A 13,779-nucleotide genomic window follows, 5' to 3' on the forward strand; every position below is an offset into this window, starting at 1 on the left:
GACGCCGGTGCCGCCGTCTCGGGCCGCACCCGTCGCGCCCGTACCTGTTCAGATGGCGGCGGCGGCGCCCACCGCCGAGCCCTCCTCCGCATCGCGGGTCGTCGCGGCGGCTTCACCGATGCGGACCGTCCAGCCCTTGCCCAGCGTGGCGGCGGCGCCGACTCCCGTGGTCGCGCCGACTCGTGCCGCCGAAGCGCCGCAGCCGGTGGCGCTGGCCGCGAATACGCCGCCCCGCCCCGTCATCCAGCCGCTGCCTGCGACGCAATCGACGCCGACCAGCCCGACGCCATCGAGCAGCGGCGCGTCGACGGCGATGGTGCAGCCGCTACCCGTCGAAAAGCCCGAACCTGCGCCGACGCCCGTGGTCGCGACGGTGCAGCCGGTGTCGACCCAGGCGCCAGCCGCGCTTGCCGCGACCGGGTCGGACCGCGACGTTGCACCCGTCACGCCGCCCAGGCGGACCGAGCGCAAGCCGTCGCTCGCCGCCGCCCATGCGGTTCGCGAGGATTCGGTGCTCGCGCGGATCGTCGCCAATCTTTCGATTCCGGCCTCCGAACTGGGTGTCGAGGGGCCGGAACGTCCCGTCGCCGTCGCGGCGAACGTACCGGTGAACAACGCGACGCAACGCGTCCTGGCCGAGGCACGCGCCAAGGCGGAGCGGGACGAGGCGGCGCGCGAAAAGGCCGCCGAAGTGGTAGAGACGGCGCCCCGCGCGCCGACCGCTGCGGAGCGGAAGGCGGCAGCGGCCAAGGCGGCGGCCGAGAAGAAGGCGCTCGCCGCGAAGAAGGCGGAGGCGGCCAAGAAGGCGCTGGCCGACAAGGCCGAAGCCGAGGAGAAGCGGCGCGCCAAGGCCAATCCCGAGCGGATATGGGTCCAGGTTGCGGGCGGCGCGAACGAGGACGATCTGCCCAAGGCCTGGGCGGCGACCAAGGCGAAGGCGCCGACCGTCTTTGCCGGGCATAAGGGGTACAAGGCTCCGCTCCGCGCGACGCACCGCGTTCTGACCGGTCCGTTCAAGACCGATGCGGAGGCCCGCGCCTTTATCAACCAACTGGCGAAGAAGGGCGTTTCGGCGTTTCCGGTGACCAGCGAGGCTGGGCAGGCGGTGACGCGGCTCGACGCGAAATAACCGCGCCCGTGACCCGCTTCGCCCCCTGGGCCTCCTATCCCGAGCAGAGCCGGGGGCGTCGCCATGGCGAAGCCCAGGGACTGGAACGGGGGCCACGCGATGCGTTTCAACGCGATCGCGACCGGATCATCCACTCGATCAGCTTCCGGCGCCTGCGGCACAAGACGCAGGTGTTCATGGCCCCCGATGGCGATCATTTCCGCGTCCGGCTGACCCACAGCCTGGAGGTGGCGCAGATCGGGCGGACCATCGCGCGGACGCTTGGGCTGAACGAGGATCTGACCGAGGCGCTGTGCCTGGCGCATGACATCGGCCATCCACCTTTCGGTCATGCCGGTGAGGATGCGCTGAAGGCCGCGCTCGCCGATCATGGCGGCTTCGACCATAACGGCCACACCCTGCGCACCCTGACCGAGATCGAGCGTCCCTATCCACGCTGGGACGGGTTGAACCTCAGCTGGGAGACGCTGGAGGGGCTGGCCAAGCATAATGGGCCGGTCCGTCATCCCGGCTGGGCGCTGCGCGAGGCGGATGCGGGATTCCCGCTCGATCTGGAGAGCCATGCCTCGCTGGAGGCCCAGGTCGCGGCGCTGGCGGACGATATCGCCTATGACAATCACGACATCGACGACGGGCTTCGCGCCGGTCTGTTGACGCTGCACCAGATGCTGGCGGTGCCGCTGGTCGCGCGCGGCTGGGACGCGGCGCGGGCGAAGTTTCCGGATGTCGCCCCCAAGCGGCTGGCCAGCGAACTGATCCGGTCGCAGATCGGGGTGATGGTCAATGATCTGGTCGCCGAGACCCGGCGGCGCATCGCCGAAAGCGGCGTTGGCGACGTCGCGGACGTCCGTGCGGCCGGACGCGCGCTGGTCGGCTTCTCCGACGCGATGCGGGTCGAGGAACGCGACCTGAAGCGGTTCATGTACGCCAATCTCTACCATCACCCGCGTCAGCTGGCGGCGGCGGATGCGGCGCATGGCATCGTGCAGGGGCTGTTCGCCGCGTACCGCGCCGATCCGACGCGTCTGCCCGAAGAGTGGCGCGATCGCCTACCCGAGGGGGAACCGCAGCGGAGCCGCCATATCGCCGACTTCATCGCGGGGATGACCGATCGCTATGCGGTGCGGTGCTATCGCGAGATTGTCGGGACGATCGACCTGCCTGACGGATTCTGAGGCTTTTCCCCTCGCCCCGCGATGAGGGGAGGGGGAAGGGCGTGCCAGGCCCCCGGAAAAATGGGGTGACCTCGCGGCCACCCCATTTGCTTACTTCTTGCCGCTCTCGCCCGAAGCGTCCGATACGGCGGACCCAGCCGAGCGCAGATCCTTGCCTGCGCCGTTGACGGTGTTGCAGGCAGACAGCAGCAATATGGCGCTCAGCGTGGCACCCAGTGCGATGGTCTTGGTCATGACGATCTCCTTATCGGGAACGGGATGAAGGTGCGGCGGACCCGATACGCCGGCCCGCCGCAGACACTCAGTGCAGCCGGCGGCGAGTGGCCGAGGTCGCACCGAAAGCGGAGGCGCCCGCGCCGACCAGCAGCGCGATCACCAGCAGGAACGAGGTCTTCGCGGCGGCCCCGGCGGCGGCGTCGGCGGCGGTCTTGGCCGACTGGACGGCTTCGTTCTTGGCCTGGACGAAGTCGGCCTTGGCCTTGTTCACCTGCGCCTGGGCATCGGCGCGGCTGATCTTGCGCTGGGCCGCGACGATGTCGACCACGCGCGATTCGGCACGGGCACCGTCGGCCCCGCCACGCGCCATGGCGGGAAGCTGCTTGGCGATTTCCTTCTGCGCCTGCTCCGGGGTCATCTGCGCCGGATCGGACGGCGTGTCCGACAGATACTTGGCGGCCTCCTGACGGACATCGCCCGCATCCACCCCGGCCAGCTGCGCGGCGCGCGGCGCGGCGGCACCGACCGTCGAACCGGCCGCGCCAGCGACGCTGCCCACCGTGCGGAACGCTCCGCCGATGATGCCGCCCACCGCCGACGTCAGCATGTACAGCGTCAGGATCAGCGTGACGCCCCAGACGACCAGGCCGTGAACCAGCGCATCGAACCGCTCGGTCACCCCCGACACGCGTGCCGCGGCATAGCCACCCGCGCCAAGCGCCACGACGGTGGTGATGAGCCAGTAGAGCCCGGCCCCGATGCCGAATCCGGTCGCGCCGGGCGTGCTGCCCTCGACCGGATCGACCATCGACAGGCCGATGCCGGTGCCGAGAATGCCCATCACCAGCTGGACCGCGACGGCGATCACCACCCCGGCAAAGATCGCGCCCCATGACACGCGACGGGCCGCACGGGCGATTGCGCCTTCTTCGAATGGCGTCATGCCGTTTGCTACGCGCGTTGCCATATTCACTCCTGTTATCGTTCTTGTTGCAGATATCGGGCGGGTGGGTCGTCGGATCAGTCGCGACGGCCGTGGATCAGCGCACCGATCGCATAGCCCAGCACGGCCGCACCGACGGCCCAGGCGGCGGCGCTGTTGCCGCGCACCGCGTCGGCGGCCCGGCGCCCCTCTCGCGTGGCGAGGTCGCGCGACCGCTCCAGCGCGTCGCCGGTCCGCTCGCGGGCTTCCTCGATCAGGCTGGGGGTCGCGTCGGCGATATTCCCGGCGACCGACTGCGCGCGGCCGTACAGGTGCTCGGCCCCGCCGACGACCTGATCCTTGACGCCGGCGACCTTCCAGTCGCGGCTGTCGACGACGTCGCCAACGGCCTTTTCGACCTTGCCGCCCAGATAACGCGCGTCACCGCGCAGTTCATGCTTGTTCATGAGCCTTGCTCCTTCGCAAATTTTGAAATGAAGAGGGGGGCGCCTCAGGGCGCGATGCCGCATCCCGCCGCCGCCTTGCCGACCTCCAGCGCGATGCGCGGATCCTTGATCTCGCCAGCGACCCGAATCAGATCGCCCACGGTCAATTGGCCGGGATTGGGATCGTCGCGGCGATAGGCCGCTGCCGCGTTGCCGAGTTGCTGCAACTGCCCCAGCGACAGGTTGCGTTCCAGCCGCTGACCGACGCAAGTCGAGCGTTGCGCGTCGAGGCCATAGCGTTCGAGACCCGTCGCGATCCGCGTCGACGGTGCGGCACAGGCGGTGATCAGCAGAGTCGCGGCGATGGCGGCGGTCGTTCGGGCCATGCATGTTCTCCATGCGACCGGCTGCACCATGCGACCGATACGGGCCCATTAAACTTATAATAGGTTAGTCTGTTCCTCGGTCGGTTAAAACGTTTCGCTTTTGTCATGTTCGAACGCAAAACGGCCCGCCCTTCCGCGTGGAAGGACGGGCCGTTTCAGACCCGCAGGCGATGGGGTTTTAGCGGGCGCTGGACTCGATGCCCGCACCCAGCGCGCCGCGCGCCTCGTCGGTGGTGAACGCGACCTTCGTGTTACCGGCGGTGCCGGTCACGCGGTGGCCCTTGACAACGAAGCGGAAGGGCTCGCCACCGGGATAGCGATGGCCCTGGATCACCGCCTGGCCGTTGGCGTTCGTCCGGGTGTAGACATAGGTGCTGCCTTCATGGACGAAGGTCTGCTCGCCCTCGGCCGCGACGGCGCCGATGGCGGGAACGGCCGCAAGGGCGGCGGCCAGGATCAGGATGGTCTTGCGCATGATCGAAACTCTCTCGCTGTTGGCGTGGAGCCGGATCAGGTCCTCTCGCGCGTTTTTCGCGCTTAACTTTCGTATACCGAAATATTGCGTTGCAGCATGACCGGCAACTGCAAAGGGCTGTATGCTGGATGCACGAAGCGCAATCGGACGTCGGCGGCTCGCAAGCCATGATTTGAAGCGCGGGTCCGATTTCGCTAGAGCGCAACGCTTTGCTACCCCGATCGGACGATGTGATGACGCTTTACACCCGCTTTGCCGCGCATATCGATGCGGCGCTGGACACGCTGGTCGCCACCGGCACGCTGCCCGGCGGGCTGGATCGTCGCAACGTGACGGTCGAGCCGCCGCGCGATACGTCGCACGGCGACCTGGCGACCAACGCCGCGATGGTGCTGGCCAAGCCCGCGGGCACCAACCCGCGCGCGCTCGCCGAAGCGCTGTCGGTCGAACTGGGCAAGCTGGACGAGGTGGCGAGCGTCTCGGTCGCGGGGCCGGGCTTCCTCAACATGCGGCTGACCGATGCGGCGTGGCGCGACGAACTGGCCGCGATCCCGCAGGCGGGGGCCGATTATGGTCGCTCGACGCGGGGGCAGGGCGTCACGGTCAATATCGAATATGTCTCGGCCAATCCGACCGGACCGATGCATATGGGCCATTGCCGCGGCGCGGTGGTGGGCGACGCGCTCGCCACGCTGCTGGAGTTCGCGGGGCACAAGGTCATCCGCGAATATTATGTCAACGACGCGGGCGGCCAGGTCGACGTGCTCGCCCGCTCGGCGCATCTGCGCTACCGCGAGGCGCTGGGCGAGACGATCGTGATTCCCGAGGGGCTCTATCCCGGCGAGTATCTGAAGCCGGTGGGCGAGGCGCTCGCGACCGAATTCGGCGATCGCTACGTCTCCGCCCCCGAAGCCGAATGGCTGGTCCTGTTCCGCACCCGCGCGGTCGCGGCGATGATGGCGATGATCCGCGAGGATCTGGCGCTGCTGGGCATTCATCACGACCTCTTCTCCTCGGAGGCCGAGTTGCAGGCGGCGGGGAAGCCCGAGGCGGCGGAAGCCGAGCTGCGCTCTCGCGGTCTGGTCTATGACGGCGTGCTGGAGGCCCCCAAGGGCGAGACGCCCGAGGATTGGGAGCCGGTCGAACTGCCGCTGTTCCGCTCCAGCCAGTTCGGCGACGACCAGGATCGCCCGATCAAGAAGTCGAACGGCGCCTGGACCTATTTCGGCGCCGACCTGGCCTATCACTACCAGAAGGCGCAGAGCGCCGACCAGCTCATCGACATCTGGGGCGCGGACCATGCGGGCACCGTCAAGCGGATCGTCGCGGCGGTCGAGGCGCTGACCGGCGGCAGGACCAAGTTCGACGTGAAGCTGGTCCAGATGGTCCGTCTGCTGCGCGGCGGCGAGCCGGTGAAGATGTCGAAGCGCGCGGGCAATTTCGTGACGCTGGCCGATGTGGTGCGCGAGGTCGGCAAGGACGTGGTGCGCTTCACCATGCTGACCCGGCGGTCGGACGCGCAGATGGACTTCGACTTCGCCAAGGTGGTCGAGGCGTCGAAGGACAACCCGGTCTTCTACGTCCAATATGCCCATGCGCGCATCGCGTCGCTCAAGCGTCGGGCGGCCGAGGCGGGGATCGGCCTGGACAATGGGGGCGGCGCGGCTGACCTGTCCCTGCTTGATACGGAAGAGCTGGCGCTGGTCCAGCTCGCGGCGCAGTTCCCGCGCATCGTGGAGACTGCGGCGGCGGCGCGTGAGCCGCACCGGATCGCCTTCTATCTCTATGACTTGGCGGCGGCATTCCATGCGGCGTGGAACGTCGGCAACGATCGCCCCGATCGTCGTTTCCTGATCGTCGAGAATGCCGGGGTCACGCGCGCACGTCTTTTCCTCAGCGATGCGATCGGGCAAATCATTCGTAACGGTTTGGCGCTCATGGGTGTCGAAGCGGTTTCGGAGATGAAGTGATGGCGAACGAGATGGACCTGCGCGGCTATGACCAGGAAGAGGATCGCCTCCCCTGGCTGGAAACCGTCGAGCCCGACGAGCCCGAGGGGGTCGGCATCGGCAAGGTAGTCGCGCTCGTCATCCTGGGCCTGGCGATCCTCGCCGCGATCGGCTTCGCGCTCTACAAGTGGCAGGCCCACCGCGCGGCGGCGGATGGCGACGGCGCGGTGATCGCCGCGCCCGAGGGCGATTATAAGGTGCGTCCGGCCGATCCGGGCGGGCTGAAGGTCAAGGGCGAGGGCAACACGGCGATCGCGACGAGCGCGGGCAAGCCCGGCGGCAATGGCGCGATCGACCTGCGCGCGGTGCCCGAGGCGCCGATGAACGGCACCCGCGTCGTGCACAAGCCGACCGAGCCCGGCGGCGGTCGCAATGCCGTGGCGCAGGTGCCCGAATCGGGCGGCAAGCTGGTCGCCCCCGCGCCGGTCACCGCCGCGCGGGCGCGCGTCGCCGAACCGACCGGCAACGGCGCGATGGTACAGCTGGGCGCCTATCCCAGCGAATCGTCCGCCAACGCCGCCTGGGATCGCTTCTCCAAGCGCTTCTCCTATGTCGGTGCGCTGGGCAAGGTGGTCCAGCCGGTCGCCTCGAACGGCAAGACCCTTTACCGTCTGCGCGTGAACGCCGGTTCGGCCAACCAGGCCGCCGATATCTGCGGACGCCTGCGCGTGGCGGGCGAAAGCTGCTTCGTCGCAAGCTGATCGATCACGCTCCCCGCTCGCTCCGGCGGGCGGGGGGCCGGAGCCTGTTGCCATGATCCCCGTAATCTTCGGCCTGTCGGGCCCGGTGCTGACCCCCGACGAGCGCGCCTTCTTCGCCTCGGTCGAACCGGCGGGTTACATCCTGTTCAAGCGCAACATCGTCGACCGTGCGCAGGTTCGCGCGCTGACCGACGCGCTTCGGGCGCTGGCGGGGCGTGACGATCTGGCGATCCTGATCGACCAGGAAGGAGGGCGCGTCGCCCGAATGGGGCCGCCCGAATGGCCCGCTTTCCCGGCGGGGCCAGCCTTCGCGAGACTCTACGACAAGGCGCCGATGTCGGCGATCCAGGCAATGCGCGCCAATGGCCAGGCGCTGGGCCTGATGCTGCGTGAGGTCGGCATCACGGTCGACTGCGCACCGCTGCTCGACGTAGCGCAACCCGACACGACTGAGGCGATCGCCTGCCGCGCCTATGGCGCCGAGCCGATGCAGGTCGCCGCGCTGGGCCGCGCGATGCTCGAAGGGCTGGCCGCGGCGGGGATCGTCGGTGTCGTCAAGCATATGCCGGGCCATGGTCGCGCGCTGGTCGACTCGCACCACCTGTTGCCGACGGTGACGGCAAGCGACGCGGCGCTGGAGGCCGACCTCGAGCCGTTCCGCACGCTCTCCGACGCGCCGATGGGCATGACGAGCCATATCGTCTTCGAAGCCTGGGACGCCGATCGCCCGGCAACGCTCTCGCCGGTGGTCATCGATCGGATCATCCGGGGGCGGATCGGGTTCGACGGGCTGTTGATGACCGACGACATCGACATGAAGGCGCTGAGCGGCACGGCGGGCGAAAAGGCCGCCGGTGCCCTGGCGGCGGGCTGCGACCTGGTGCTCGACTGCTGGGCGCGGATGGACGAGATGGTCGAGATCGCCGGACGCGTGCCGCCGATCACCGACCTTTCACGTGCGCGGCTGGACCGCGCCATGGCGAGCGTCGGGGCGGGGGAGGGCGACTGCGCCGACCTGATCGCCCGCCGCGACGCGCTGCTCGCGCTCACCGACTAATTCCTCCCCGGGCTTTGGCCTGGAGAGGGGGACCGCCACAGAGCGATGGTTGTGGGGCGAGGGGACATGCCCCTCCACCACGCCCCTCCCTGCGTTTCGCGCAGGGAGGAATACGCACACCTCGCCAATCCGGTCGGGCCGAGCTAGAGTCCCGTCGCATGACGGGGGAACAGCTGACGCTCGATCTGGACGGGTGGGAAGGGCCCCTGGACCTGTTGCTGTCGCTGGCGCGGTCGCAGAAGGTCGATGTGCGCCGCATCTCGATCCTGGCACTGGTCGAGCAATATCTCCGCTTCGTCGACCGAGCGGGTCGCCTGCAACTGGAACTGGCGGCGGACTATCTCGTGATGGCGGCATGGCTCGCCTATCTCAAATCCGCGTTGCTGCTGCCCCGGCAGCCCGAGGAAGAGCCCGATCCGGAGGAGATGGCGCTGCGGCTGCAACTGCGGCTCGAACGGCTCGCCGCGATGCGCGAGGCGGGGGCGCGGCTGATGGCACGCGACCGGCTGGGCCGCGACGTGTTCGCGCGCGGCGCGCCCGAGGGGCTGGCGGTTCAGCGCAAGGCGATGTGGCAGGCCGAGCTGTACGACCTGATCGCCGCCTATGGCCGGATAACCGCGCGCACCCGGCCGGTGATGCACGTCGTCGCCGACCGTCAGGTGATGACGCTGGAGGCCGCGCTGGAGCGGGTGTCGATGCTGGTTGGCAGCCGGATCGACTGGTCGGCGATCGAAAGCTTCCTGCCCGACGGAAGCGAGCGGCTGCGGCGCTCGGCGCTGGCCTCCAGCTTTCTGGCGGTGCTGGAACTGGCGCGGCAGGGCAAGGTCGAGCTTCGCCAGGCGGCACCCTTCGCGCCGCTGATGATACGGCGTCCGGTATGAGCGGAAACGACCCGACCGTCCGCGCGGTGGAGGCGGTGCTGTTCGCCTCGCCCGAGCCGATGGGGATCGATTCGATCCGCGCGCATGTCGGCGTCGCGCGCGGCGGCGGCGACATTCGTTCGGCGCTCGACACGCTGGAGGCCGAATATCGCGGACGGGGCATCGTCCTGGCGCGTCGGGGGGATCGCTGGCACTTCCAGACCGCGCCCGACCTCGCGCATCTGCTCCGCCGCGATCGAGAGGAGACCCGCCGCCTGTCGCGGGCGGCGATCGAGACGCTGGCGATCATCGCCTATCACGAGCCGGTAAGTCGCGCGGAGATCGAGGCGATTCGCGGCGTCGCCATTTCCAGGGGCACGCTCGACGTGCTGATGGAGGCGGGCTGGGTCCGTCCCGCCGGACGGCGCGAGGTGCCGGGGCGGCCGCTCCTCTATGCGACGACGCCGGGTTTTCTCCAGCATTTCGGGCTGGCCAGCAGGCGGGACCTGCCGGGGATCGAGGATCTGCGGGCCGCCGGATTGCTCGACCCCGTCGACCTCGCGCTGGAGCGGCTGGGGGAGGACGAGCCCGATGCGGACAGCGACGCTGGCGAACGGGGCGATTGACCGCTTTCCTTTGCGTCACGGCCACGTCACAATGCCCCGGCACGGCCTTGTCTCATCAACATGGTGCCGTCCGCATCGCTCGACCATTGCCGCTGGCGGTGCCAAGGCTTAGATAGACCATAGATTCCTAGGAGACGTGCCATGGGCAGCTTTAGCCCGATTCACCTTCTCGTCCTCGCGGTCGTCGCGATCCTGCTGCTCGGCGGCGGGCGTTTCTCCAATCTGATGGGCGACGTCGCCAAGGGTGTGAAGAATTTCAAGAAGGGCATGGCCGAGGAAGACGAGAAGCCCGTCAAGCCGTCCGCGCGGATCGAGGCGCAGAAGTCCGCCGAGCCCGCGTTCGATCGCGACGGCGAGCGCGTGCGCGACGATCGTTGATCCGGTTCGCCTTCTAACACCGGATCTCCATGTTCAACATCGACTCGAGCGAGTTCCTGCTGGTCGCCATCGTGGCGCTGGTCGTGATCGGTCCCAAGGATTTGCCCAAGGCGATGCGTGTCGTCGGTTATTGGGTGGGCAAGGCGCGCGGCGTCTCGCGCCAGTTCCGCCAGGGCTTCGACAATATGGTCCGCGAGGCCGAACTGGAGGAGATGGAAAAGCGCTGGGCGGCGGAGAATGAGCGCATCATGCGCGAACATGCCGCCGACGCGCCGCCCGCTCCATCGCTCGACGAGGCTCACGCCGCGCCCACCGAGACGCCGCACGCGACGCCAGCGTATGAGGGTGTCGTCGGTCAGCCGGACCACGCGGATCATAGCGACCGGCAGGTGATGGTCGAAAAGCCGGTGGTCGCACCGGCGCCCGCCGACGTCGTTCCGCCGACCCCGCGTCCGAACGAAGGCGCGGCGTCATGAGCGACACGCCCGACGAGATGGACGCCAGTCGCGCACCCTTGCTCGATCATCTGATCGAGCTGCGGCGGCGGCTGCTCTACTGCATCATCGCCATCGCGCTGGGTTTCGGCGTGTCGATGTATTTTTCGGAGACGATCTTCGGCTTCCTGGCCAAGCCACTGCTGGCGGCGGGTCAGGGCACGCTGGTCTATACCGAGATTTTCGAGGCCTTTTTCGTCCAGGTGAAGGTCGCCTTCTTCGCCTCGGTCATGATCGCCTTTCCGGTGATCGCCAACCAGCTTTGGCAGTTCGTCGCGCCGGGGCTGTACCGACAGGAAAAGCGCGCGCTGCTGCCCTTCCTGCTGGCGACGCCGGTGCTGTTCCTGATGGGCGCGGCGATGGCCTACTATGTCGCCATCCCTATGGCGCTGCATTTCCTGCTGGGCTTCGACGGCATGGTCGGGGGCGTCAAGCGCGAGGCATTGCCCGCGATCGGCAACTACCTGTCCTTCGTGATGCAGTTCCTGTTCGCCTTCGGGCTGGCCTTCCTGCTGCCGGTGCTGTTGATGTTGCTCGAGCGTGCGGGGATCGTGACCCGCAAGCAGCTCATCGGGGCAAGGCGCTATGCGATCGTCGCGGCGACCGCGATCGCGGCGGTGCTGACCCCGCCCGACCTCATGTCGCAGGTGCTGCTCGCGGTGCCGCTCATCATCCTCTACGAGCTGGCGATCATCGGCATCTGGTTCACCGAACGCGCGCGGTCCAAACAGGCGGCGCTCGAGGAGGCCGACGCGGACGCCGACCCGGCGGTGTGATCGGGGGGAAAGACCAGGGAGAAAGGCCTCGGCGGGAGTCGGGGCCTTTTTTCTTTGGAGGCCACGCCCCCAGACCCCAAAACGGAAAAGGGCCCCGACGCTGTCCGTCGAGGCCCTTTTGCCTGTCAGCCGGGTGAGGGGCTTACTTGGCGTCGTCCGCGGTCTTGGCCACGGTATTGCCTGCCGAGCTCACGTCGCGGCCCATGCCTTCGACGGTGTTGCAGGCGCTGACCAAAAGCGCACCGGCGACGATCGCCAGACCCATGAGCTTACGCATTCTCTGTCTCCTCTACGAAATCCGTCTCGGCCAAATGCCTCAACGCGACATTCGTTCCGGTGCTGTCACGGCTGGAGAGAGATATGCCCTGAAAAGATTAAGGCCTGGAAGCGTCACCGGGGGGGGGGAGGGTGGACGCTTCCAGGCCTATGGCTTGGACAGCGAGAGCGGGGGGGCATAAGTTCGCTATCCGAAGAGCAGAACACCCTGCCGAGGCAGGGGTTCCCGTCTTTTTCGCTGCCGGTGAATCTTTTTTGAAATCAATCGCGTCCGACGATCGGAACGCCGATTTCATAGGCGCCGGTCAAGGGATCGTGGTGCAGCGGCGCGCGAAGCTGGCGCGCGAGGCCCTCCATCACGCGGCCATAGCGCTTGCCGATCAAGTGGCGAAGCTCGTCGGTTTCCACCAGGGCGCGCGACACGACACGAACCACGCCGCGGCCTTCCTGTTCGGTCGGCTTGATCGCGACGCGGATCTGCGCCGCCGGATCGCAGTTCATCGCCAGCTCGATCGTCTCGGTGACCAGAAAGGCGACCGCCACCGCGACGTCCTGATTGACCAGCAGCGGCGCGACGTCGAGCGAGATGCCGATACCGGACGCGTTCTCGGGCGCGGTGGCGCGGATATTGGCCGCCAGCTCGCCGATCATCGTGCGCAGGTTCAGTCCGCGATTTTCCTCCAGCTCCGCGAAATGATGGCGATGGACCACCGCCAGCGCGTCCACCCGCCGCTGGATCGAGGAATAGGCCGCCATCGCCTCGGGCCCGGTCGCGCCGCGTGCGTGGAAGTTGATGAGGCTGGAAATGACCTGGAGGTTGTTCTTGACCCGGTGATGCACCTCGCGCGTCAGCTTGGTCTGGCGGACCAGCCCCTCGGCCAGGCCGGCCTCGTGCGTGGCGACGGTGCGGGTGATCGCCTCGAAGGTGTCCGCGAGGTCGCGGATCTCCTGCGCGGGGGCGGCCTCGACCCGGCTGATGTCGAGGATCTCGCCCGGCTGATAGGTCGCGACGATGCCGCGCAGCTGGCGCAGCGGGCGGATCAGCAGCCGGTCGACGACGATCCATCCGATCAGCACCGCCGCGAGCCACATCAGAAGCGGTAGGGCAAGCGCGACGATCAGCGACGAGGTGATCGGCGCGCTGGGCGCAGACGTGCGGAGCACGAGGCCAGCGATGCCGAGTTCGGTGCGGATCGACTTCATCCGGTCGAGTGGCCCGCGCTTGTCGAGTTCGACCAGCGACAGCGATTCGCCATCGAGTTCGAGCGCGGAGGCGATCGGGCTGCTGTGGTTGTTCTGCTGGATCAGAGACTGGAGGAAGGGGAGCGGGAAGAAGGCGCGCGCCTGGGCACGGCCGCCCTGGTGCGTGACCGACAGGACCAGGCCGTTGCCCGGCAGGATGTCGGCGCCGATCGGCGATCCGTCGACGGGGACGGGGAGCGCGGCGGGCAGGGGATCGCCACACAGCGTCCGCCCCGAGCGATCGGTAATCAGGAAACGCGCGCCGGTCAGCGACTGTTGCGCGAATACGCCCTGTGCCCGCGCGCAGCTCGGCATGTCGAGCGGATCCTGGCCCATGGCGCGGACCGCGACGCGCAACGCGGTCATGTCGCCCATCAACTCCGCGGCGAGGGCGCGCGCATCCTCGTTGGCGGCGATGCGCAGTCGGCCATTGGCCTCGCTATCGGCCAGTCGGGTGGTCTGCAACGTGGCGAAGACCGCGATCGCGGCCAGGATGAGCAGCGTGCTGCCGAGCACGAGCACGAGCTTCGCGCCCGTGGTCAGGCGGGGCGGGGCGGGACGGAGCCGTTCAACGACTTCGGCGTCTTGGGGGAGGGCATTGGCCATACGGC

General features: G+C 68.3%; 17 protein-coding genes. 10 read left to right on the forward strand and 7 right to left on the reverse strand.

The features are described 5' to 3' along the window. Window positions 1–1,129: SPOR domain-containing protein (locus LRP66_RS13935; RefSeq protein WP_230483207.1), on the forward strand; the 1,129-nt coding region annotated here is incomplete at its 5' end. A gap of 8 nt (window positions 1,130–1,137) precedes the next feature. After that, window positions 1,138–2,304, forward strand: a complete 1,167-nt coding sequence (locus LRP66_RS13940; protein WP_230483208.1) for a deoxyguanosinetriphosphate triphosphohydrolase — start codon at window positions 1,138–1,140, stop codon at window positions 2,302–2,304. A 90-nt stretch (window positions 2,305–2,394) separates the two neighbouring features. Here the strand turns inward: LRP66_RS13940 and LRP66_RS13945 are convergent, their stop codons facing one another. The 5 genes from LRP66_RS13945 to LRP66_RS13965 all read right to left on the reverse strand — a co-directional run bounded on the left by LRP66_RS13945 (window position 2,395) and on the right by LRP66_RS13965 (window position 4,749). Next, complete coding sequence (locus LRP66_RS13945; RefSeq protein WP_230483209.1) at window positions 2,395–2,538, reverse strand: entericidin A/B family lipoprotein; 144 nt, start codon at window positions 2,536–2,538, stop codon at window positions 2,395–2,397. A gap of 67 nt (window positions 2,539–2,605) precedes the next feature. After that, on the reverse strand, window positions 2,606–3,463 hold the full coding sequence (locus LRP66_RS13950; protein WP_230483210.1) for a hypothetical protein: 858 nt from the start codon (window positions 3,461–3,463) through the stop codon (window positions 2,606–2,608). Between the two features lie 77 nt (window positions 3,464–3,540). Further along, window positions 3,541–3,909, reverse strand: coding sequence for a CsbD family protein (locus LRP66_RS13955; RefSeq protein ID WP_230483211.1), 369 nt, complete (start codon window positions 3,907–3,909; stop codon window positions 3,541–3,543). A gap of 44 nt (window positions 3,910–3,953) precedes the next feature. Beyond that, the gene (locus LRP66_RS13960; protein ID WP_230483212.1) at window positions 3,954–4,274 is read right to left on the reverse strand and encodes a hypothetical protein; all 321 of its coding nucleotides are present in this window, start codon (window positions 4,272–4,274) and stop codon (window positions 3,954–3,956) included. Between the two features lie 178 nt (window positions 4,275–4,452). Next, window positions 4,453–4,749: a hypothetical protein gene (locus tag LRP66_RS13965; RefSeq protein WP_230483213.1), complete on the reverse strand. Its 297-nt coding sequence runs from the start codon at window positions 4,747–4,749 to the stop codon at window positions 4,453–4,455. 233 nt (window positions 4,750–4,982) lie between these two features. Between LRP66_RS13965 and argS the strand changes: the two genes are divergently transcribed. From argS to tatC, 8 genes are all read left to right on the forward strand, one after another. Then, entirely contained in the window at window positions 4,983–6,719 is a 1,737-nt protein-coding gene (gene argS, locus LRP66_RS13970; RefSeq protein ID WP_230483214.1) for an arginine--tRNA ligase, read from the forward strand. Then, complete coding sequence (locus LRP66_RS13975; protein WP_230483215.1) at window positions 6,719–7,459, forward strand: SPOR domain-containing protein; 741 nt, start codon at window positions 6,719–6,721, stop codon at window positions 7,457–7,459. The genes argS and LRP66_RS13975 overlap by 1 nt, the downstream gene beginning before the upstream one ends. 52 nt (window positions 7,460–7,511) lie before the next feature. Then, the gene (gene nagZ, locus LRP66_RS13980) at window positions 7,512–8,516 is read left to right on the forward strand and encodes a beta-N-acetylhexosaminidase (RefSeq protein ID WP_230483216.1); all 1,005 of its coding nucleotides are present in this window, start codon (window positions 7,512–7,514) and stop codon (window positions 8,514–8,516) included. Between the two features lie 158 nt (window positions 8,517–8,674). Then, a complete protein-coding gene (locus LRP66_RS13985; RefSeq protein WP_230483217.1) occupies window positions 8,675–9,397 on the forward strand; it encodes a segregation and condensation protein A in 723 nt (240 codons plus the stop codon). Continuing rightward, on the forward strand, window positions 9,394–10,002 hold the full coding sequence (scpB, locus tag LRP66_RS13990; protein WP_230483218.1) for an SMC-Scp complex subunit ScpB: 609 nt from the start codon (window positions 9,394–9,396) through the stop codon (window positions 10,000–10,002). The genes LRP66_RS13985 and scpB overlap by 4 nt, the downstream gene beginning before the upstream one ends. Window positions 10,003–10,143: 141 nt before the next feature. Beyond that, window positions 10,144–10,380: a Sec-independent protein translocase subunit TatA gene (locus LRP66_RS13995; RefSeq protein WP_230483219.1), complete on the forward strand. Its 237-nt coding sequence runs from the start codon at window positions 10,144–10,146 to the stop codon at window positions 10,378–10,380. Between the two features lie 29 nt (window positions 10,381–10,409). Next, on the forward strand, window positions 10,410–10,856 hold the full coding sequence (gene tatB / locus LRP66_RS14000) for a Sec-independent protein translocase protein TatB (protein WP_230483220.1): 447 nt from the start codon (window positions 10,410–10,412) through the stop codon (window positions 10,854–10,856). Further along, window positions 10,853–11,650 carry a twin-arginine translocase subunit TatC gene (gene tatC / locus LRP66_RS14005; protein ID WP_230483221.1) on the forward strand — a complete coding sequence of 266 codons (798 nt, stop codon included), beginning with the start codon at window positions 10,853–10,855 and terminating at the stop codon, window positions 11,648–11,650. The genes tatB and tatC overlap by 4 nt, the downstream gene beginning before the upstream one ends. Window positions 11,651–11,792: 142 nt before the next feature. Here tatC and LRP66_RS14010 read toward each other — a convergent pair whose 3' ends face one another. Next, the gene (locus tag LRP66_RS14010; protein ID WP_230483222.1) at window positions 11,793–11,927 is read right to left on the reverse strand and encodes an entericidin A/B family lipoprotein; all 135 of its coding nucleotides are present in this window, start codon (window positions 11,925–11,927) and stop codon (window positions 11,793–11,795) included. A gap of 260 nt (window positions 11,928–12,187) precedes the next feature. Continuing rightward, window positions 12,188–13,774, reverse strand: a complete 1,587-nt coding sequence (locus tag LRP66_RS14015) for a histidine kinase dimerization/phosphoacceptor domain -containing protein (RefSeq protein ID WP_230483272.1) — start codon at window positions 13,772–13,774, stop codon at window positions 12,188–12,190. Window positions 13,775–13,779 lie beyond the last annotated feature (5 nt).

It is taken from the genome of Sphingomonas sp. Leaf21, from assembly GCF_916858675.1.
GTDB lineage: Bacteria > Pseudomonadota > Alphaproteobacteria > Sphingomonadales > Sphingomonadaceae > Sphingomonas.